General features: G+C 38.3%; 20 protein-coding genes. 11 read left to right on the top strand and 9 right to left on the bottom strand.

Annotated elements, in window-relative coordinates:
* The first annotated feature begins 6 nt into the window (after positions 1 to 6).
* The 5 genes from citF to AAZR93_RS00825 all read left to right on the top strand — a co-directional run bounded on the left by citF (position 7) and on the right by AAZR93_RS00825 (position 6,286).
* Positions 7 to 1,533, top strand: coding sequence for a citrate lyase subunit alpha (gene citF, locus AAZR93_RS00845; RefSeq protein WP_434718692.1), 1,527 nt, complete (start codon positions 7 to 9; stop codon positions 1,531 to 1,533).
* Positions 1,534 to 1,536: 3 nt separating this feature from the next.
* Positions 1,537 to 2,082 (top strand): citrate lyase holo-[acyl-carrier protein] synthase, encoded by a 546-nt coding sequence (gene citX, locus AAZR93_RS00840; RefSeq protein WP_336430840.1) that lies wholly within the window; start codon positions 1,537 to 1,539, stop codon positions 2,080 to 2,082.
* Positions 2,063 to 2,989, top strand: a complete 927-nt coding sequence (gene citG / locus AAZR93_RS00835) for a triphosphoribosyl-dephospho-CoA synthase CitG (protein ID WP_434718691.1) — start codon at positions 2,063 to 2,065, stop codon at positions 2,987 to 2,989. The genes citX and citG overlap by 20 nt, the downstream gene beginning before the upstream one ends.
* A gap of 304 nt (positions 2,990 to 3,293) precedes the next feature.
* Positions 3,294 to 4,727 (top strand): anion permease, encoded by a 1,434-nt coding sequence (locus tag AAZR93_RS00830; RefSeq protein ID WP_294107683.1) that lies wholly within the window; start codon positions 3,294 to 3,296, stop codon positions 4,725 to 4,727.
* Positions 4,728 to 5,227: 500 nt separating this feature from the next.
* Positions 5,228 to 6,286 carry a 4-oxalomesaconate tautomerase gene (locus tag AAZR93_RS00825; RefSeq protein WP_434718690.1) on the top strand — a complete coding sequence of 353 codons (1,059 nt, stop codon included), beginning with the start codon at positions 5,228 to 5,230 and terminating at the stop codon, positions 6,284 to 6,286.
* Positions 6,287 to 6,405: 119 nt separating this feature from the next.
* Here AAZR93_RS00825 and AAZR93_RS00820 read toward each other — a convergent pair whose 3' ends face one another.
* From AAZR93_RS00820 to AAZR93_RS00805, 4 genes are all read right to left on the bottom strand, one after another.
* Positions 6,406 to 7,539 carry an AAA family ATPase gene (locus AAZR93_RS00820; protein ID WP_434718689.1) on the bottom strand — a complete coding sequence of 378 codons (1,134 nt, stop codon included), beginning with the start codon at positions 7,537 to 7,539 and terminating at the stop codon, positions 6,406 to 6,408.
* Positions 7,539 to 8,246 (bottom strand): RNA ligase family protein, encoded by a 708-nt coding sequence (locus tag AAZR93_RS00815; protein ID WP_294107687.1) that lies wholly within the window; start codon positions 8,244 to 8,246, stop codon positions 7,539 to 7,541. The genes AAZR93_RS00820 and AAZR93_RS00815 overlap by 1 nt, the downstream gene beginning before the upstream one ends.
* A gap of 224 nt (positions 8,247 to 8,470) precedes the next feature.
* Complete coding sequence (locus AAZR93_RS00810; RefSeq protein ID WP_434718688.1) at positions 8,471 to 9,289, bottom strand: VanW family protein; 819 nt, start codon at positions 9,287 to 9,289, stop codon at positions 8,471 to 8,473.
* A gap of 339 nt (positions 9,290 to 9,628) precedes the next feature.
* A complete protein-coding gene (locus AAZR93_RS00805) occupies positions 9,629 to 10,945 on the bottom strand; it encodes a CitMHS family transporter (RefSeq protein ID WP_294107691.1) in 1,317 nt (438 codons plus the stop codon).
* Positions 10,946 to 11,542: 597 nt separating this feature from the next.
* Here AAZR93_RS00805 and AAZR93_RS00800 point away from each other — a divergent pair.
* Positions 11,543 to 12,634 carry an NADH:flavin oxidoreductase/NADH oxidase gene (locus tag AAZR93_RS00800; RefSeq protein ID WP_294107693.1) on the top strand — a complete coding sequence of 364 codons (1,092 nt, stop codon included), beginning with the start codon at positions 11,543 to 11,545 and terminating at the stop codon, positions 12,632 to 12,634.
* Between the two features lie 90 nt (positions 12,635 to 12,724).
* On the opposite strand, the gene AAZR93_RS00795 is transcribed toward AAZR93_RS00800, so the two are convergent.
* Positions 12,725 to 13,045: a hypothetical protein gene (locus AAZR93_RS00795; protein ID WP_294349568.1), complete on the bottom strand. Its 321-nt coding sequence runs from the start codon at positions 13,043 to 13,045 to the stop codon at positions 12,725 to 12,727.
* A 242-nt stretch (positions 13,046 to 13,287) separates the two neighbouring features.
* Positions 13,288 to 14,160: a DMT family transporter gene (locus AAZR93_RS00790; RefSeq protein ID WP_294107697.1), complete on the bottom strand. Its 873-nt coding sequence runs from the start codon at positions 14,158 to 14,160 to the stop codon at positions 13,288 to 13,290.
* A gap of 368 nt (positions 14,161 to 14,528) precedes the next feature.
* On the opposite strand from AAZR93_RS00790, the gene AAZR93_RS00785 reads away from it, so the two are divergent.
* Complete coding sequence (locus tag AAZR93_RS00785; protein ID WP_434718687.1) at positions 14,529 to 14,741, top strand: 3-oxoacyl-ACP synthase; 213 nt, start codon at positions 14,529 to 14,531, stop codon at positions 14,739 to 14,741.
* A 214-nt stretch (positions 14,742 to 14,955) separates the two neighbouring features.
* On the opposite strand, the gene AAZR93_RS00780 is transcribed toward AAZR93_RS00785, so the two are convergent.
* The gene (locus tag AAZR93_RS00780) at positions 14,956 to 16,428 is read right to left on the bottom strand and encodes a DASS family sodium-coupled anion symporter (RefSeq protein ID WP_294107700.1); all 1,473 of its coding nucleotides are present in this window, start codon (positions 16,426 to 16,428) and stop codon (positions 14,956 to 14,958) included.
* A 699-nt stretch (positions 16,429 to 17,127) separates the two neighbouring features.
* On the opposite strand from AAZR93_RS00780, the gene cutA reads away from it, so the two are divergent.
* Positions 17,128 to 17,475, top strand: coding sequence for a divalent-cation tolerance protein CutA (gene cutA, locus AAZR93_RS00775; RefSeq protein WP_434718686.1), 348 nt, complete (start codon positions 17,128 to 17,130; stop codon positions 17,473 to 17,475).
* A 388-nt stretch (positions 17,476 to 17,863) separates the two neighbouring features.
* Entirely contained in the window at positions 17,864 to 18,205 is a 342-nt protein-coding gene (locus AAZR93_RS00770) for a carboxymuconolactone decarboxylase family protein (RefSeq protein ID WP_294107702.1), read from the top strand.
* 89 nt (positions 18,206 to 18,294) lie between these two features.
* On the opposite strand, the gene AAZR93_RS00765 is transcribed toward AAZR93_RS00770, so the two are convergent.
* The gene (locus AAZR93_RS00765) at positions 18,295 to 18,654 is read right to left on the bottom strand and encodes a hypothetical protein (RefSeq protein ID WP_336430842.1); all 360 of its coding nucleotides are present in this window, start codon (positions 18,652 to 18,654) and stop codon (positions 18,295 to 18,297) included.
* Positions 18,655 to 18,958: 304 nt separating this feature from the next.
* Here AAZR93_RS00765 and AAZR93_RS00760 point away from each other — a divergent pair, with 304 nt between their 5' ends.
* On the top strand, positions 18,959 to 19,876 hold the full coding sequence (locus AAZR93_RS00760) for a chitinase (protein ID WP_434718685.1): 918 nt from the start codon (positions 18,959 to 18,961) through the stop codon (positions 19,874 to 19,876).
* Between the two features lie 61 nt (positions 19,877 to 19,937).
* Here the strand turns inward: AAZR93_RS00760 and kdgR are convergent, their stop codons facing one another.
* Positions 19,938 to 20,720: a DNA-binding transcriptional regulator KdgR gene (gene kdgR / locus AAZR93_RS00755; protein WP_294107708.1), complete on the bottom strand. Its 783-nt coding sequence runs from the start codon at positions 20,718 to 20,720 to the stop codon at positions 19,938 to 19,940.
* Positions 20,721 to 20,948: 228 nt separating this feature from the next.
* Here kdgR and AAZR93_RS00750 point away from each other — a divergent pair, with 228 nt between their 5' ends.
* Positions 20,949 to 21,881: a sugar kinase gene (locus AAZR93_RS00750; RefSeq protein ID WP_434718684.1), complete on the top strand. Its 933-nt coding sequence runs from the start codon at positions 20,949 to 20,951 to the stop codon at positions 21,879 to 21,881.
* The last annotated feature ends 11 nt before the right edge of the window (positions 21,882 to 21,892 follow it).

The raw sequence follows: 21,892 nt of genomic DNA, 5'->3' as shown, positions 1-21,892 counted from the left end.
AAGAAAATGACAAATACTACACAGCGTCAGGCGCGCGTATCAGCCTACTTAGAACCTAAAACTGATGAGCTATTGCGTGCATTTAAAGATATTGGCAAAGTGCAACAGCAGGTTCAAAAACCAAGAAATCGCAAACTTTGTGATGACCTGCAAGTGGCTATACGTCGCTCAGGCCTTAAAGATGGTATGACAATTTCATTTCACCATGCGTTTAGGGGTGGCGATCTCACGGTAAATATGGTCATGCAAGTGATTGCCGAAATGGGATTTCGCAACCTAACTTTAGCCTCTAGCTCATTAAGTGGTTGCCACTCACCGCTTGTTGAACATATTCGCCATGGTGTTATTCGTAAAATCTATACATCAGGCATTCGTGGCCCGTTAGCTGAAGCCATTTCTCGCGGAGAACTTGATGAGCCGGTGCAAATCCATTCACACGGTGGACGTGCCAACTTAGTTCATAACGGCGAGTTAAATATCGATGTGGCGTTTATCGGTGTACCATCTTGTGATGAGTACGGTAATGCCAACGGTTACACTGGCAATGCAAGCTGCGGTTCTCTTGGTTACGCTAAAATTGATGCTGAAACAGCCAAAAAAGTGGTGATGTTAACAGAAGAGTTATTAGCTTATCCCCATAACCCATCAAGCATTAAACAAGATGAAGTTGACTACATAGTGAAAGTCAAACGTGTAGGTGACGCCGACAAAATTGGTGCCGATGCAACGCGTATGACATCAAACCCAAGAGAATTGTTGATCGCACGTACTGCGGCAGATGTAATTGAAAAATCAGGTTATTTCAAAGATGGTTTTTCACTGCAAACCGGGACAGGTGGCGCTTCACTCGCGGTAACGCGCTTCCTCGAAGACAAAATGAGACGCCATAATATTCAAGCTGGTTTTGCTCTCGGTGGTATCACGTCAACAATTGTCGATTTGCATGAAAAAGGACTTATTCGTAAGTTGTTAGATGTGCAGAGTTTTGACCGTGCAGCCGCTGAATCGCTAGCACGTAATCCTAATCACATTGAAATTAGCGCCAATCAGTATGCCTGCTTTGACTCCAAAGGGGCCTCGGTTGATATGCTAGATGTGGTGATATTAAGTGCGTTGGAAATTGATACTCGCTTTAACGTCAATGTATTAACAGGTTCTGACGGTGTGATCCGTGGTGCATCTGGTGGCCACAGTGATACGGCAGTTGCCGCGAAACTTTCCATTATTGTTGCACCTTTAGTACGTGGACGTATTCCAACCTTAGTCGATGAAGTTATCACTTGTGTCACACCAGGTTCGAGCATCGATATTTTAGTCACTGACCATGGTATCACTGTCAACCCTGCTCGCCCTGAATTGAAGCAACAACTTGAAAGCCAAGGTATTAAAACTGTTTCAATGAGTTGGCTGCGTGAACGGGCTCAATTACTCACTGGTGAACCTAATCCAATTGAATTTACAGATAAAGTTGTCGCTGTTGTCCGTTATCGCGATGGCTCTGTTATTGATGTTGTACATCAAATTAAGGAGTAGTTCATGTTTTGCCCACTGCCTGATACTAAAGAGCAATTTGAAATTTCTTTACCTGATTTGCTGGCGAGTCGTGATACCCGTCAAGCTCGCCAACAGCAATGGATTGGTCTCCACCAGGTAACCTTGATTTCATTTACCGTTGTTTTCCCGGGGGCTGTCAAAGACAGTCATCTGGTTAGACACATCTTTAATCAAGGGTTAAATGCGCTTAAACAAGTTGCTTTATGCAGGCAGTGGGTACTTTTATCACAACAATCTTTTGCTTTAAAAACAGGTCCTGAATGTTTTGTTGCCGTTGATGCAGACGCAAATCTCGTCAAAAAAGCCTTAATTGAAGCGGAAGAGTTATCACCAATCGGCAGACTGTGGGATTTTGATGTTTTTGATGCACAAGGACAACAGTATTCACGTAGTCAATTAAATCAGACCTCAAGAAGCTGTTTAATTTGTGATAATGAAGCCAAAGTGTGTGCTCGTTTACGCACACATCCGCTAAGCGAAATCCTGAATCGAATCGAGGAGTTAGCCAATGCGCCTACAACTTATTAAACAGTCTAATACGCTCAATGAAGATATCATTCACCATTATAGCCTGCTCGGCTGGCAAGCCATGTTAGCTGAAGTGAATTTAACCCCAAAACCGGGACTGGTGGACAAGCACAACACCGGGGCGCACAAAGATATGGCGCTCACTGATTTTCATTTAAGCGCCAAGGCGATTGCAAAACATTTTCCACAATTTTTACAAGCAGGTGCTAATTACAAAGATTTAGCTATCGAGCAAGTCCTACCTAAAATTAGAACTATCGGTATAGATTGTGAAAAATCGATGTTCCGTGCAACTCAAGGTGTCAATACCCATAAGGGTACGATTTTTTCACTCGGATTAGTGCTGACGGCAATTGGTAGGTTATTCGCTTTACAACAAAGGGTTTCTCCCAACGCGATTTGTCAATTAGTTGCGGCTATGTGCCACGGTATTTGTACTGAATTAAAACAACCCACCGATAAACCTACTGCTGGACAACGTTTATATCAGCATTTTGGGTTAACGGGAGCAAGGGGTGAAGCTGAGGGCGGCTATCAATTAGTGATTAACCATTCACTTCCTTATTATTTACAGCAACTTGCATCAGGAAAAACACAACATATTGCCTTATTAAACACGCTAATTTTACTAATGAAAATTAATGACGATACCAATATAGCCAATCGTGGCGGTATGCAAGGTTTAGCGTGGATAAAACAGCAAGCAGCTAAGCTACTACAAACAGGGATTAATCAACCCGCAGATTTAGTAAAAATAAAACAGTTTGACCAACAATGTATTAATAAAAATCTCAGTCCCGGCGGCAGTGCCGATTTATTAATTTTGACTTGGTTTTTTGCCCGACTACCGTGTTCTGATATTTATCAAAATAGATCAAATACAACCAATAATTTAAACATTAATTAACACAGGGATAATAAATAAATCGATAGAACCCGTTATAAAAATAGACATCAAAATTATATTTAAATTTATTGCCGATTATTGTTTTAAAGAATTTATGACATATCCGAAAAACTCGAATAAAGATGATAAACATTAAAAATATTATCTCTATTCAAGATACAGCTATATCCCGGATATACAGTTTAACAAATTCATAATATTAAAAGTTTATACCCTAAACAATTTAAATGAGTAGAAAATAGCAACTAAAGCTACTTCCTAATATTTAAAAGTTGACCGGTATATAAATCAAGGAAATTGGCCTATGCAAAAAGATAAGATATGGAAACTATTGCTCCTAATAGCAATTCCAATAATTATCGCCTTAATACCAACACCAGCAGGATTGCCTCATATTGCTTGGCTGTTATTTGGTCTTTACCTTGCCGCAATTGTTGGGCTGGTATTAAAACCTTATTCAGAACCAGTTATTTTGTTAGCAACCATCGCTGCTAGTGCCATTATTATTGGCGTAACCGGTACCAAAGAAGTTAAAGCGGGTGAAGTATTAAGTGGTTATGCATCCGGTACCACATGGTTGGTATTTGCTGCATTTACACTGAGTGCTGCGTTTGTTATTACAGGCCTTGGTAAAAGACTCTCCTATATCCTCATTGGTAAATTAGGCGGAACAACTCTAGGACTAGGATATGTCACAGCTTTACTTGACTTAATCATAGCCCCAGCAACACCGTCAAATACAGCTCGTGCGGGTGGGATTGTTTTTCCTATCATTAATAGTGTGGCGGTAGCGCTTGGCTCAGATCCTGAAAAAAGCCCCCGCAAAGCAGGTCATTACTTGTTAGTTAACGTTTATATGGTGACGAAAACCACCAGCTATATGTTTTTAACAGCAATGGCACCGAATGCTTTAGCATTGGCTATGATGACGGACATTATGGGTATTCACTTAAGTTGGGGCGGCTGGGCTTTAGCGGCATCAGTACCTGGCTTAATCATGCTTATTTTAACGCCATTGATTATTTATAAACTCTATCCACCTGAGTTAAAAAAGGTCAATAACAAAGAAATCGCCGCAAAAGGTCTTAGTGACTTAGGCCCAATGACTATCCGTGAAAAGCTGCTCGCTCTTATCTTTATTATTGCACTAGCAGGCTGGATATTTGCAGATAAAGTCGGTGTTAGCGCCTCAAGCGTGGCTATCGGTGTCATGGCATTAACGCTAATTCTTGGTGTTGTCACTTGGGATGACGTATTAAAAAATAAAGGTGGCTGGAATACGCTGATTTGGTATGGCGGTATCATCGGAATGTCCGGTGTTTTGACTAAAGCAGGCTTTTTCAAATGGCTAGCTGATGTCATGGGACAACACCTTTCCTTTGGCGATCAAACCATGTTGGCGTTCTTTGTCATCATGTTTATCAGTGTCGCGATACGCTACCTATTCGCCTCTGGCGGTGCATATGTCGCCGCAATGGTACCTGTATTTGCTACCGTAGGTATGGTTGCAGGTGCACCTCCGATGCTGTTAGCACTAGGCTTATTATTCTCCAATGCCTATGGCGGTAGCTTAACCCATTACGGAGGCGCTGCAGCTCCAATCGTATTCGGTGCAGGTTATAACGATATTCGTTCTTGGTGGATTATTGGTGGGATCATCGCTTTCTTAAGTTTGTTAGTGCATATGACTATCGGCTTGGGTTGGTGGGAAATTCTAATCAATACAGGCTTGATTTAATGCCTTCGCATTTAATTACCCACTAAATATTCCTAATGGGGTGCAATGTAAAAATTGTACCCCATTTAAATACAGTATTATTTCTTGCTAAGCGATTATTACTTTCAAAATTAACGCCACAGCTTGAAATAGAATAAGTAACCTACTCAAAATAGTTCGAGTTGTGGCTAGGCGGCAAGTGACTAGGGTTAGCAAGCGCAGCCAACAACGCCACAGCTTGAAATAGAATAAGTAGCCTACTCAAAATAGTTCGAGTTGTGGCTAGGCGGCAAGTGACGCTAATCCCTAGGAGCATACATAAGTATGTGACTAGGGTTAGCAAGCGCAGCCAACAACGCCACAGCTTGAAATAGAATAAGTAACCTACTCAAAATAGTTCGAGTTGTGGCTAGGCGGCAAGTGACGCTAATCCCTAGGAGCATACATAAGTATGTGACTTAGGGTTAGCAAGCGCAGCCAACAACGCCACAGCTTGAAATATGAAGAGTAATAAGGACACTATGAAAAAAATTCCTTGCACCTTAATGCGCGGCGGCACCTCAAAAGGTGTCTTCCTACTCGCTGACTCTTTACCTAATAATATTAAAGAACGTGATGAGCTTATTTTAGCCATTATGGGTTCTGGCCATCCGTTACAAATTGACGGTATTGGCGGTGGTAGCCCGCAAACAAGTAAAGTGGCGATTATTAGTCAGTCAACTCATCCTGATGCTGATGTTGATTATCTATTTGCACAGGTGGCGGTTACTGAGCGTATTGTCGATACAGCGCCTAATTGCGGTAATATGCTGTGCGCTGTTGGGCCTTTCGCTATTGAACAAGGCTTAGTTTCTACTTCAGGTGATTTAACAACGGTTCGAATTCGCAATATAAATACTGATACTTTTGTTTATTCCACTGTTCAAACCCCTGATGGTAAAGTTCGATATGATGGTGAGACTGAGATTGCCAGTGTACCTGGTCGCTCTGCGCCAATAGCGCTAACATTTCTAAATGCTTGTGGCTCAAAAACAGGTAAATTATTACCCACTGGTAACGTCATTGATTCTATTGATGGTATCGATGTGAGTTGTATTGATATGGCCGTTCCTGTCGTTTTAATTGATGCCCCTCAGTTAAATAAAACCGGATATGAAACTGCCGCTGAGCTTGAAGCAGACAAAGCATTTATGCAGCAAGTTGAAAGTATTCGATTGCAAGCTGGCATTGCGATGGGTCTCGGTGATGTCAGTAAAAAAGTGATCCCAAAACCGATTTTAGTTTCTCCCGCCATCAATGGTGGCACCATTAATGTGCGTTATTTCATGCCTCATAAATGCCATGGCGCATTGGCGGTTACAGGCGCGATTGCCATTGCTATGGGAGTACTATTACCGGACAGCATTATTCAGCAATATATTGATATCAAGGCTGTTGATACAAAAAATATATCAATAGAACATTTAAGCGGTAAATTTGAGGTATCTCTGACTCAAAAGGGAAATTTCCCTGAAGGGGTACAAGCGTCTATTATCCGAACAGCTCGAAAATTGCTTGTTGGTGATGTGTTTGTGCCTTAATTTATTACCAATAAATAGCCTGTCTATTTTCTCTTATTCAATAGATTCAAGACAGGCTATTCTCACTTTTCTATACTCGATTCACTCTACTCGCCAAATAATTCAGCAATTCATTATTGTTATTTAAATAAAGTAACGAATTCTCCATTAATATAATACGAAACCTGATGAGCTTCATCTGGCGTTGGTACTTCGAGCTTACCTGCCATTCGTGCAATAGCATTATCAGGTACCGCATATTGTCGCTGACGATTTTGCTGCATCCACTGTTTGTAAGGTACTTCAAGATACACCAAATGGATTTTTGCTTGATAACGAGCAAACAAACTCACCATTCGTTCTCTTAAAGAAGCGCTTAATGAGGTTGCATTCCAGATAAAATCTTGTTTATCGCGCAACAATATTTTTGCCTGATCCTTCCCTTGCTGAGCCACCCATCCTTGTGCGTTTTTATCTGTGGGACTTATTTTGTGCGTCCGCCGAATATCATCAAGGCATACCATTGAAGTTTGCGGATAAAACTTCTGAATAAAATGATCTTTACCCATCCCTGGCAAGCCACATAACATAATCACTTCACTGCCTTGCTCTTCAAAAGGTGCGTAATCCGTTGTGCCACGTTGATAATGAAAATAACTAAAACGTCCTGCTAACGAAGCAAATTGTTTTGGTTGATCCCAGCAGCCGTTTTCACGACAAAAAAGTTCAAATAGCTCAATACGGGAAAGTAACTCGCCCTGATCTTCACATATTCGACCAATCGCATCCGCTTTCGCTAACAGACATAAAAGTGACATTTCAACGCGTAACGAGGCGGCAAATAATGTCCGCTCTGGATCCGGTTTTTCCATTAACCATAATGGTAAACCATGAAAACGTACAAGTGCCGCAATTTTCTCACGAATAGCAAATGGTGTTTCTGCTTGTCGAAAAAGAATGTTTCTCGCGGATAACTCCCCTTTTTTAGCGTGTCCCGGAGAGATAATGCGTCCATTTTCATCTTCTCGTGTCGTACTGCGTTTTTCTACATCGTGTAATAATGCCGCTGCCCAAACAATATTTTGCTGTAATAATGGAAGCTGTTGATATTCAGGTAAATTCACTAGGGCCGCTAATACCATTTGGGTATGAATAGCCACATTACCTTCCGCATGATGTTGGCTATCTTGAGGTACAGCTTGCATATCACGAACAAAATCAAATTGTGCCTCAAGGTGTAACCAGCTAGGTTTATCCATTAATTGCCAAGTCATTAGTGACCTCCTTGGCGTTCAAACGCAAGTGGCGCACGCTGCCAATTGCGTTTCCAGTGAATATCTGTTTTCACATGGTTTTTGCGTACATATTTAAAGATATGTTGTATAAAATTATCCACGTGAAAGCCTTGGCTATCACGAGTAACGATACCTTCCATGCTACAAGCTTTCCCTGTATGAGTATCTTTAGCAATGAATTGACTATCTAATGATGCCGCATCCATTAATAAGCCTGTGTATTCTTGCTTACCTAACTGTTTATCAATTGAAAGCGTAAGCTGTGGTACCGTAGGAAAATCAAATAATGCTGCGTAAAATTTCACTTCTTCCCAGCTTAACCAATAGTTACCCTGCCTAACGGCAAACACATAGAAATAATCTTCAATATGTTGATATTCAATGGAATGTATCGCGTACAGGTTTTCGCCAAATAGCTCAATATCCGCTAAATCGTTTTTAATTAATTGCCACCGTTGGCGAATTTGTTGACTCCACGCTGATTGCGTAGGTGCTCCATGAGAGCGTGCAAAAACGCCATGACGATTCAGACAATTATTTTCACCATCAAGTTTTTCAGTATGAACAAGTTGTTCAATATTTTGGATGTGTGACCACCAATCGTGATTAATACGATCGTCACTAGTGGTACCGGGTGAGAACGGATAGTGATACGTTCTACCATACTTTCTTGATTGCATATTCATTATGCTTTCTCTACATAAATAGGAATAACAACAAACCTTATGCAAGATTTGCTTGTTGAATTATTGAGAAATCAAGTGTTGGTATTACATATTGGTTCCGAGCTACGGCCTCTTTAAGCTTGTTTTTTAATAAAAACAGTAAGAAATAATAAATCGAGAAGATTTTAGACCAATAGTCAAGAGAAAGGCTATCAATTTATTCCTAATTTGACATTCGTTTCAATCTATTCAGTACTAATTTGGTTGTCATCAAGAGGATATTTTACAACTACCTTATTGCGATATAAGCACTTATCTTGCAACGTAGTGGGTTCCTGCCCTTTTGTCGTCACTTTTTGCCAAATTTCATTATGACGATAAACCACACCATTTTTTCGTGTGAATTTATGATTTTGCTGATGAATATGATATTTAACACCGCGAGGTGCTGAGCACAACAATTCACCTTCAAGTTGATGCTCTGCTATATTAAAAATCAGTTGAAATGTCGTTTCAGTTGGATTGTAAAAAACCAAATCAATATAGTTATAGAAGATAGCGGCTCCTGAGCCAAATGGCAGTACCCGCCCTTCATCGGGGAAAGGATCAAAACTATGATTTGCCCGCTCAACCACTTGTAATGGTGAATGTAATATCATCCAGTGAATTAAATTACTAAGCTGACAAATTCCGCCGCCAATACCTGATCGCGCTTCACCAAATGACAATTCCATTCCTTCAACAAAACCTCGTTTTACACTTGGCTTACCCACTAAGCGGCAAAAAGAGAAATATTCCTTCGGCCTAATAACAATGCCATTCATAGCATCAGAAGCAATTCGTAGGTTAATCACTTTATTATGTTGAAGTTTTAAATCTGAGTTACCCAATTTACGAATAAGTTTAGACGTGTGCTTGTTATAGCGATATTCCAAGCGCTGTGCATCTCGTTTTCGGGCATATTGCCTAGTTGAAAATGTCCAATGTAGCCTGCGAACAAATCGTTTTTGCCGAACCCGTAGCCAATAAAGTATTGGGTGATATGTCGATAACGGCCGGCGCATGAAACATCCTTATCAGTGATGGTAAGTTACAGATTATCTGCATCTCTCTAATCCCTGAATAATCCCACACTTAACCAACAATCAAAATATCAATTATCCGATAAACATTATTCATCTTAGCAACTAACCCCATAAATTACTTTTTCAGCTTATGATTTCTTATTTCTTAGTTTTCAGTTTTCAGCTTTCTCACATTGCAATATTTGCTCTAAGGATTTCAAATTGCAGCTAGGCGGCAAGTGATTTCATCCCTGGGAGCATAGGTAACTATGTGACTAGGGTGAAAGACCGCAGCCAACAACGCTGCGGTTTGAAAGACAACGAGCAAAAACGAGTAAGTTAGTAGAGGCCGAGGAAAGCACCGACAGCCAGTGTAAAAAAGCTAAACACCCAAATCCATCCAAACGAATAACGCAAATGCCTTCCCATATCAATTCCTGCTAGTCCCATTGCTAACCACGCAGCAGGAGAAAATGGGCTTACAAATGTCCCTGCGTTATTGCCTATTGCCATGGCGTATACGACCGCTGATGGGTCCACCCCTGCTGTTGCCGCGATTTGCTGAATAATTGGTAACAGTGCGAAATAATAGGCATCTGTACTGGTGAAAATATCCATCGGGACGCCGAGTATACCGACGAAAATATGAATTTTTGAAATCCATTCAGTAGGTAAGATTGCCGTTAAATCCGTTGCGATAGATTTAAGCATCCCACCGTCAGATAGAATACCCAAAAATGCCCCTGCGGCTAAAATGATTGCCACCATTCCTAAGGCTTGCGGAGCATGTTGCGATAGCACTTTCATTTGGTCTTTAGGATTCGGGTAGTTAACTAACAGCGCGATCGATAACGCTATCATAAATACATAAGGCGCTGATAATAATCCAAATGCTAAACAGATAACTGAAGCAATGATCAGACCACCATTAATCAGTGGTTTTTTAGGTTTGTGAATAACATCGGTCAAATCAGCTGTTTCATCACTGAGCGGTAATAATGAATCCATTTGATACGGTGTTGTTCCTTTTTGCGCCGCGGCAGCAATCCGCCTTTTCTCTCGTATTCCCATTATCGCAGCAAACCCCACTGCGCCAGCCATACCAATAATTTGAACCGGAATTAATCCCTGCCACAGCACGGATGCGTCAATCCCTGTTACCGCAGAAGCTCGACCTAGCGGGCCTCCCCACGGCACCATATTCATGATCCCCATACTGGCGCACATCAATAACAACATCAAATAAGGGCTCATACCCAACTGGCGATATAACGGAAGTAATGCTGGGATAATAATAAGAAAAGTTGCCGCACCCGAACCATCTAAATGTACAACCCCAGCAATCAAAGTTGTCATGATGCAAACAACAATGACATTTCCTCGAGTCATTTTAACCATTATACGGATCAGTGGATCAAAAATATGAAGGTCTTTCATTAAACTAAAGAATAAAATGGCAAATAGAAACATGGCTGCCACTTTTGAAACTTTATTAATACCGCTCTCAAAGAAAACGGAAATTTCTGGAATTGAATAACCGGCGGCTAAGGCACCGATAAATGGAATACAAGACATTGCAATAATAGGGCTTGCTTTCCCCATCATTAATAAAGTCACAATCGATACAATGATTAAAATACCAATAATCGTCAACACATTTATCTTCCTTATTAGAATTATATTTTTCAGGTGAATTGATTTTAAAAATAGTACTTACATCCAACATGTCTTACTTTTAGACATCAGGACACTAAAATCGTAAAACTCTATTTTCGTTAAATATCAATTTCTTCTTATATAAACCTATCAACAATCATGCAAGATGAAATTTATTTTTTTGCGATGGCAACATGTCATTTACAATTACTTAAATCACCCTTTAAAATAAAAAAACAGTTTAAAACGCTATTAGCACCATTAAAACCATTAGTGATTATTAGCACCATTTAGATTTGGTTATTATTATTTTAATTATTAACACTTGGATTATCAGTGCCTGTTTAATATTACTATCTACATTATTTTATTTTTTCTATTTTATTTTAGCTAAAATGCATGATATACGATAACAACACACAGAAAATTATACTTTTTGCTATTTTTCTCAAATTTAGACTTAACTACTTGCATTTTTTATCTGCTACTCAGTGAAAAAAGACAATAACTATCAAATATCACACCTTCTCACAAAAAAAACTCATCAAAATTTGTATACTTAAGAAATTATTAAAATCTACAGATAAGGAATACACAATGAGTCACCTTTTTTCCTCGGCGTCTGTTGGTCAGGTATTATTAAAAAATAGAATTATTATTCCCCCTATGTGCCAATATTCTGCGGACGAGGGAATGCCAACTGCTTGGCATCATGCACACTACATGAACTTAGCGTTATCAGGAGCTGCGCTAGTCATCGTGGAAGCCAGTGCGATCACACCTGCTGGCCGTATTACCTATAAAGATTTAGGAATATGGAACGATCAACAAATGACTGAGATGCAAAAGATGCTAACGGGTATCAAACAGTTTTCAGATACACGCCTTGGTATCCAAATTGCCCACGCAGGTAGAAAAGCATCGACCGACTTACCTTGGTTTGGCGGCAAAAGCTTAAGTGCTACAGATAAAAATGGCTGGCAAACAGTTTCCCCTACAGCGCTTTCTTTCGCACAGAATCATCCTCCTCGTGAACTAAGTGTCGATGAAATCTTAGAAGTAAAACAACAATTTGTGGACGCAGCTAAACGTGCAGAACAAGCAGGATTTGATGTAATCGAAATCCATGCAGCCCATGGATATTTATTGCATGAATTCTTATCACCAATATCCAATAAGCGACAAGATGAATATGGCGGTAGCTTTGTAAACCGTAGCCGTTTATTACTTGATGTATATCAGGAAATAAGAGAAGCCATTGATCCTAATATTGCCGTGGGTGTGCGTATTTCAGCAACAGACTGGATTGACGGTGGCTGGGATGTTCCTGAATCAATTGAGCTAAGTACATCACTTGAAGAATTAGGTTGTGATTATGTTCATGTATCCTCTGGTGGTCTTTGTGACAAACAAAAAATACCATTAAGCCCTAATTACCAAGTACCTCTAGCGCAAGCTATTCATGAGCAAACCATGATGCCCGTAATTGCGGTCGGTTTAATTACCGAACCTCTTCAAGCTGAAGCCATTATTGCCACACACCAAGCCGACTTTATCGCAATTGGTCGAGGAATATTATTTGAGCCTCGCTGGCCATGGCGTGCAGCAACCGTACTCAATCAACAAATTGAAGTCGCACCACAATATTTACGTAGCGCTCCTCATCAATTTAAAAATTTATTTAAATAACTACAAATAAAAACCGCAGCCTTTCAATAGTGCAAGCTGCGGTTTAAATTGAACTAATTTAAAAATTAAATATTCAAGTATTTAATTCTATTAACGTGAATTTTGTGAACATTGTTGAACAAATTCAATCATAGACTGCTGAAATTCCGGAACCGCAGTACCTGATTTAGCCAACTCACTATCCATACGTTTAAATTCTTTTAAGCCATATTTTTCAATGGTTTTATCATAGGCACAACCACAGATTGCGGTCACAGCGTTAGCAGTTTCACCCTGTGGGTTACCTGATGCAACAACGCAAGTGTTTACAAAATTGGTTTTATACTCTGCAATTTCTGACTTTTCATCTGAACATGCGGATAAAACTGTCATTAAACCTGCCATACCCAATACTAGTGCAATTTTTTTCATTTTACGCCTATTCTCCCTTTATGCTTCAAGTTGTCACTAAGCAGTGAAGTGAAAAACCACGCTTTACTCACTACAACTCAAATTATTTAGGGTATTTATTATGTTTGAAATACCATTAATCTTAATATCTAAAATAAAAACATCATATTAAGATTAATATCCCTACCACAATGCCATGTTATTAATAATAGCGTCTTTAATATAAAAAATCTGCTACCTGTCACTTATTTTTCAAACTCATCTTATTTAGACGATGAATTAAAAGAACGCCAGCGATAATAAAAAAGTGCCAATAATATAAGAATACAGCCAACAATCTGAATAAATGGCATTCTTTCGTGATACCAAATAGCAGCTACAAATACAGTCATCACGGGCTCTAAAATCATAATAATTGCAGCATTAGCCGCAGTCGTATTTTTTTGGCCAATAAGTTGCAAAACAAAACGTAAGCTTGTTGCTATAACGACACTAGCAATAAACCACATAATTGTAGGAGTAGTTAAATTTGTAGGCCATTGTTCTAAAAATGCCGATAACACTAAGCCAACAACTCCAGTACAGGCAAGTTGCATCGCAGTCAAAGGTAGAATAGGGACACTGCGAGTATATAAACTGGTGTAGCAAAAATAAATCGCCTGAACAATAGCTGCACCAAGAAACCATAATTGACTAGCTTTAAATTCTAATTGAGCCTTAAAAAGAGTTAGACACGCCAACCCTAAAATCGCAACAGGTAAAGCTTCCCAAAAATATCGGCTTGGCTTGCTTTTAAGAATAACCCAAGCCACTAAAGGAACAAAAAGCATAGCAAGGCTCATAATAAAAGCCCCTTCCCCTAATGAATCTGTAATAGCAACTGCATGGATCCATAATACGAGATTTAGTGCCATCCAACCGCCCGTCATCACAATTTTAGGCAGTTGTTTGCGGCTAACTTTATTTGCTTTACCCCGACAAAACGGTAATAAAATAATTGCAGCAAGTAAAAATCGCGTTCCTAAAAAAGCAAATATTGGCATTCCTTGTACAGCTTCACGAGAAAAAACCCACCCCCAAGCGGCAATCATAGTTGTCAGCACTAAGAATAATTCTGCTTTTCTTTGTGAGTACATTTTTTCCTCTAAATATTTTTACTGCTTAATAGCTTTCATCATACTGGCTTTCGTTGGTAAACCAATCATATTTTGGTCTTTATTCCCCATGAGCAACATAAAAAAATTTATAACTAAAATTCGATAAATAAGACCTTTAAATGAAGGTAATTTCCTCTTAACAGCGATACTTTTACTTTCATTCAGCGAATTCATCCCTCTTTTTCGTTAAGAAATACTTTTTCAAGTGATAAATGAGGATATCCACTTATAAGCTGGTCAATTTTTCTTTTTTTCTATCCTGAGATAATCATGACATAACAGCTAAGTCTATCAATTAGAAAGCTTAGTATTTGAATTAATCGTTATTTCAAAGGTAGGTAGCTATAATGACCAATACCAATCAAACACAGTCTGATATCTCTCTGGTCAGACAAATTAAGTCAACCATCCGTACTCGAAAGTATGCTCATGTTGATGAAATCAATATATTATGGCGGCATGCAATGAGATCGCAAAAAGTAATTGAGTGGCGTAATATTATGGTCATTTCGAGTATTGTGTGCGCCATCATAGTACTCATTAAATACTCATCATTTTAATACTCCATTACTAGCAAGCAAAAAAGGTAAAAACCAGAAACTATTTGGCAAGAACTGTTTTTGTTCTGATATTCAAAACTAAGCCATAGTTTTTGCTTTTAACATCAATAATCAGCCGGCTAGTTGAAAAACCGGCTGATGTTAATGAAAATTCTCTTTACGATTGATAGCTATTGTTTTGACTTGTTATTAATCAGTTTTTATCTGCAAGCAGTTACCAATAACCAAGAAATTTCCACCAAAGACTTCCTAAACTAATCCAAATAATTAAGTTCACCACACTCATCACAAAACCAGCTTTCCACCATTCGCCTAAAGTGGCATAACCCGAACCGAAAATAATGGGTGCCGTACCTGTACCATAATGGGTCAAGGACATCATAAGAGATGAAGAAAATGCCAAAATTAAAGCTAATAACATTGGCGGTGCGCCAAGCGCTAAACCAGCCGCAAAAAATGCAGCAAACATAGCGGTAATATGCGCAGTGGTACTCGCAAAGAAATAATGAGAATAAACATAGATAAGCACCAATATTAGCGTGCCCCATACCCAACTAATTCCCATACTATCAATTGAATTACCAACCGATAATGACATCCATTTAATTAGGCCTAATTTACCTAAGAAACTCGCCATCATAACCAATGCGGAAAACCATACGACAGTGTCCCAAGCACCTTTATTTTTAAGAACATCATCCCAATTGATGACGCCAGTTGCCAATAAAATACTTAAACCAACAAATGCAGCAGTGGTCGCATTAACACTGAACGCTGGGCCAAATAACATAGCCGGTACCCCTGCCCACATTAATAGCAATAGTCCAAATACTGCTAAAGTAATTATTTCAGGTAAGGAGATAGGACCTAATTGCTGTAAACGTTCCTTTGCAAAATCGGGTGCGTTTGGCGTTGAGGTAATTTCAGGCTTATACATTGCATAAATAATAAGAGGCATTAAAATTAATGACACAATCGCAGGAACAAAAGCTGCGATTGCCCACATAGCCCAAGTCAATTCATTCCCCTGACTTGTTTCACTAATAATCAGACTGACTATTAATGGATTTGGCGCAGTCGCAGTAATAAACATCGCAGAGGTAATAGGATTAATATTATAATTAACTAAAGAAAGATAACGCCCAATTTTCCCCGCAGTGCCATCATCAGCCTTTGAGCCAAAACTATCTGAAATCGAGCGCATAATAGGGTGAATAATTCCCCCACCACGAGCAGTATTACTTGGTGTAACTGGAGCTAATATTGTTTCTGCAATTGCTAACGAATACGCAATTCCTAAGGTTTTTTTACCAAATAATGAAATAACATAATATCCAATCCTTGCGCCTAATCCAGTCTTATTCAAACTCATCGAAACCATGATTGAAATACCAATTAACCAAATTAAATCATTAGAAAAGCCGCTTAATGCATCAGCTATTGCCCCTTTAGTTGATTCAGGATTAGTTACACCTGTAATTGCGACCAGAGAAATAGCCACAATTGATACACCACCAATCGGCAATGCTTTCCCAATTATGGCTGCAATAGTTCCAACAAATAAAGCCAACAAATGCCAAGCATTCGGATTAACCCCTTCAGGAACAGGAATAATAAACCAAATAATTAAAGTGATAGCTAAGGCTATTAAGGTAGGTATAGGTTTTAACGGCGTCAATTTATTCATTAGGGTATCCATACAAGTTATAAGATGGAGTAACAGAGAAAAAACAGTTATATATTCTTATCTTTATCACCATGTTAACAAACCATCCTATATAAACCTTGATCGTTATCAGTGAGTTACTTTGTTTAGGATAAAAAGTAACTATTTTTGTAACAGAGTGTAATTCATACTTTGAGTAAATGTTTTTTATTTAGTACGCAAACACATGACTTATTACTAAACACAATACAAATATATTTAGTTATTAAAACAACTCCTCACCCGCAAGTTGAGTAAAAGAGTTATTAAGAGTTTAAATTAAGATAAATCATTCTGTTGGCGTCAATCTTAATATACAAAAAAAACAAACTAAATTATATCTACATCCCTAAATCTGTAGGCTGAATCGAGTAAATGAAAGTAAATATAAAAATGACTTAATAAATTAGATATACATAGTAAATATTTAAATCCAATAAAGCCGATACAAAAGGTCAAATAGCAAGCTCAAACCGAACAAATAATAACCAATTCAAAATAGTCATCACAATAAATACAACGACTATGAGTTTTATTTTCAATTGATATAATAACAACACTAAATATTAATTAGATTTTATATTGATATCTATTTTTAATATTTAAACATTCCAGTTGTATTTAATCTAACATTACAGTGTCTTTATTCTAAATAAGACTACTTCTATTAAGGAAATAAAAATGACACTAAATGACACTCATATTATGACTAACCAACAACCCTGTATTATTTTATGTACAACAAATAGCTATGAGAGCGCGATGAAAATAACACAATCTTTGCTAAACAACCGCCTTGCAGCATGTGTATCATTATTACCGGAGATAATTTCGTTATATCTTTGGGAGGAAAAAATCACTCAAAATAAGGAGATATTATTACTCATTAAAACAATGCAAACTAATCAAATTAAGTTATTTGAGATGATTAAAGAAATTCACCCATATACAGTACCCGAATTGATCCGCTTAGACCAAAACCAAGTAGAAGATAATTATTTACAATGGCTAATAAACTCCATAAAATGACGTATCCATATGATTTTAATATTATTTTTTGATACTTAAATTACCTCTATTATGAGTTTACAATTTAAACTAACTGGTCGGCTATGGTTTATAATAATTTAATGTTATACAGATAGCCTCGCTTTATATTTTTATTTTTTTCCCCTCCTCTTATTTTGGAGGGTTTTTTTTGCTTATTTTTCACACCTTCAGAACTAAACTCTGATATTAACGAAAGCGCTTATTTCAGGTAATGGAATATTTCAATAGCATAAAAATAAAAAGCCATTAACTCTATAATCTAATCTTTTAATATATTACCTTGATAAATTACATAAAAACATTATATTAAAAAGTATATTGTTAGTGAGGTTTTTTTTTATTGATAAACGGCTTATAGGATATAAAAATGACTAAATTTAAAGATATAACCAGCAATATTTCCGGTAATTTAAATGAATTGGGCAAGCATATTCCAGATGTCATGAAGCAATTTTCTGGCCTTGTTACTGCGGGCACTCAAGATGGCGCCTTGGATAAAAAAACCAAAGAATTGATTGCCATTGGTATCGCTGTTGCAAACCGCTGCGATGGCTGTATTGGTTTTCACACGAAAACATTAGTTGATTTAGGCGTGACAGAGCAAGAATTATCTGAAGCTCTTGGTGTCGCTATCTTTATGGGCGGTGGTCCTTCTGTTATGTACGCCGCAGAAACAATCAGCGCATATAAAGAATTTTTAACAAAATAACTCAACGGTCACAAACAAGAGAAGCTAATACTTCTCTTGTTTATATCCGCTTAGTTTCTTTTTACCTACGCATCCTGCGCAATATCAGATCAGTGCGGTATTTTCGCTTGTTCCATCATATGTTTCAGTTGTTGTGGCTCATCTATCCACGCTGGTGAATTAGGGCAGCCGGCACTCTTGGGATTAATATCGCACAACGTAAACTTATTCAATATCGATTTTTCATCTGAATCTCTTTGTGCCAATAAATCCTGATAGCTTCGATCCTCTTGCGCGATTTTCTTGTTTGGATCAAAAACAAATTGTTTTTTTGCCTGTACTTCTTCACGATTTTGACCGATTTCTGCATACTGACGGTCAACGGGTGGCTTTTCATGGTATGAATAATCGGCGGCAAAACCGCAAAAAGAAAAACCAAAAAAGATAAGAAAAATAATCTTTCTAAACATATAGATACCTCCAAACTTTGGATATAAGTTGGCATTATAGGCATCTGATAATTCAATGCTATTAAAAATTAAAAATAAATATATAAAAAGCTTATCATTCAACTTGTTATTAATAAATAACTATACAATCAATTGATTGATGAGATTATTCTTTTTCCATAAGCAAAAAGTGTAAACTTAAAAATTGCACACTGCTATTTTTTAACCTTGTACCCTCTGTCTTTTTTCCTTCAAAGTGATCACGCTAAATATGCCTTTACGACATTATTTATTTTAATTGATCACCACAGCGAAGGAATACCTAATGCACAAAACACAATTTGGACCCTATATTGATGTCAGCGTAAATGCAATTTGGGATGACTGGCAAAATTATCCAAATGGAAGACCTAACCCTGAGTACAGCCAAGCAGCAATAAAGTATGGAATGGATATTCTGTATCTTGGTTTTTTAACCGCAGATCCTAACAACAATGCTGCTTGGTCAGCTCAACCGAGCATGCCAATTTCATGGGCGACACCGATGAGTGATGAATTAGTTGCAGGTAAGGTTAAAGTAGCGGTCTCTTTTGGTGGCGCAGCAAATAAAGATGTTTCACTAGTACAAACACCTGAGCAATTAATCGCAACATATCAACAAGCAATCGATATATTACAAGCGTCTCATTTAGATTATGACTTTGAAAATGGACTTTATGATGAAGATAAAGCGTTCAATGCATTAGCGGTTATCATAGAAAGAAATCCCGAAATAACGCTAAGCCTCACTTTACCCACTATGCCGACAGGCCTAACAAGTACCGGACTTGCACTAGTTAAAAAATCGATTGATGCAGGTTTAGTCATGAAAATCAATGGAATGGCAATGGATTATTATAACCCTAATTACCCAGATTTAGGTAAAGCGGCCATTCAAGCGGCAATCAGTATCAAGAATCAATTAGAGACCTTTTACCCGACACTATCAGACAGTGAGCTATTTAATTTGGTCCAAATTACGCCAATGATTGGCTTGAATGATGATCTAACGATGTTTACTTTTGATGATGTCAATATTCTGAGTGATTTTGCTAAAACCACTGGCGTCAATTTACTCTCAATGTGGAGTCTTACCCGAGACATGCCGGGTGCTAGTCCCTATCCTGAAGCAACAAGCTCAGGTAATCCAGAGCAAACAGAAGATTTCGAGTATTCTGCGTGTTTTACACAGGCACTCAATTAATTATTAATACACCAATGAGTACAAAAATAGTTTTGTGCTCATCTATTACAGGCCGCTCTACCTATGACGGATAATGATGAAAACCCATTTTCTCAGACACGTTTCGACCAGCGGTTTTTAATAACGTCACATAATGGTCAATTTGCAATTCATCAAAACGGATCGTTGGAAATGATATCGATAACCCTGCAATCACGTGACCTAAACGGTCATATACTGGCACTGCAATACAGCGCAAACCTAATTCTTGCTCTTCTCTATCTTGTGCATAATGCAATTCACGTACCGATGCCAACTCCGCCAGCAATTGGTCAATACTCAGCAGCGTCGTCTGTGTTTTTTTAACAAATGACTCATCTTTTAATGCATGACGAATAGCATCTTCACTTTTCCACGCTAACAGTATTTTACCAATTGCAGTGCAATACAAAGGGTTACGCCTACCAACCCGTGAATACATACGTAAATTATAGTTTGAGTCTATTTTATGAATATAAATAATTGCATTTTCATCTAATGCGCCGAGATGTACCGCCTCATGGGTTTCTAAGCTTATCGCACGCATTTCTTTGTCTGCGATTTCAATTAAATCAACATATTCGAGAGACTTAGCACCAAGTTCGAATAATTTTAACGTTAACGAATATTTATCAGCTTCCCCTTCTTGCGTCACATAACCGAGCTGTTTCATGGTTTGTAAAAAACGAAAAGTTGTCGCTTTAGACATTAACAAACGTTGCGATAATTCAGACACGCCGATTTCTTTTTGTTCGCCTAGCGCACTGAGAATACTAAATACCTTAACGACCGCAGACACCGCATCCGTTTGAATTGTTTTATCCATATCTATTATTCATCCACTATTGATAAGAAATCGCATCTAATTATTTACATTATACCTATTCAGTCAAACTTCACGACAGAGCCAGTAGCATAATTGCCCATTAACTAAAAAACAAGAACAGTGATTTGATATTTTTAAAACAGCGTTTCATTTTGTTGAACTTATTTTGAAAATGCGTTTTAATAGTAAGCAACACGCAAAGTTATCGTCATAGAGTAGGTGGTAAATATGGGTACAGGTCTACAAGTTGCCGTTATTGGTGAATGTATGGTTGAGTTGCAAAAATCAGGGGAGCTTTATAAGCAAACCTTCGGTGGCGACACGCTAAACACTGCGTTATATTTGTCACGCTTAACGCAATCACAAGGTGTCACAACCCGTTACCTTACTGGATTAGGACAAGATCCATTCAGCCAGCAAATGCTTTCAAGCTGGCAGCAAGAAGGTATCAACACTGAAAATGTCGCAATTTCAGACAAACTTCTTCCCGGCATGTACCTTATTGAAACTTCACCCGATGGCGAGCGCCGTTTTTTTTATTGGCGTGATAATGCAGCCGCTAAATTTTGGTTAAATGAAGACAGCAAAGCACACACACAGCAACTTCTTAATGAACAACAATTTATTTACCTTAGTGGCATCAGTTTAGCCATTTTACCCGACGCCGCACGCCAATTACTGTTTGAAATTCTTCAACAAGCTAAGCAGCATGGCGCTAAAATAATATTCGATAATAATTACCGCCCTACACTTTGGCCTTCAAAAGATGTTACAAAACAAGCATATCAACAAATTTTAAACCTAACTGATATTGCATTTTTAACCTTTGATGACGAACAACTACTCTATGGTGATACCCAAGAAACTGAATCTATCGTCCGCGCTCAGCAATGTGGTGTAAAAGAGATCGTCATTAAACGTGGTGCAGAAGCCTGTTTTATTATTATTGATCATCAAAAAATCGAAGTACCTGCCAATAAAGTCGACCATGTGGTGGATACCACCGCCGCAGGGGATTCTTTCAGCGCAGGATATCTTGCATGTCGTATATTAGGTGGTACACCTATCGAAGCGGCAAAAACAGGCCATTTATTAGCTGGAACCGTCATCCAACACCGGGGAGCGATAATTCCATCTGAAGCAATGCCGGCTATTAATTAATTGAAAAGGTT

This window comes from Providencia sp. Je.9.19, assembly GCF_051129765.1.
GTDB lineage: Bacteria > Pseudomonadota > Gammaproteobacteria > Enterobacterales > Enterobacteriaceae > Providencia.
Note: the sequence above shows the minus strand (reverse complement) of the source record. Positions and strands in the feature narration are given on the sequence as shown.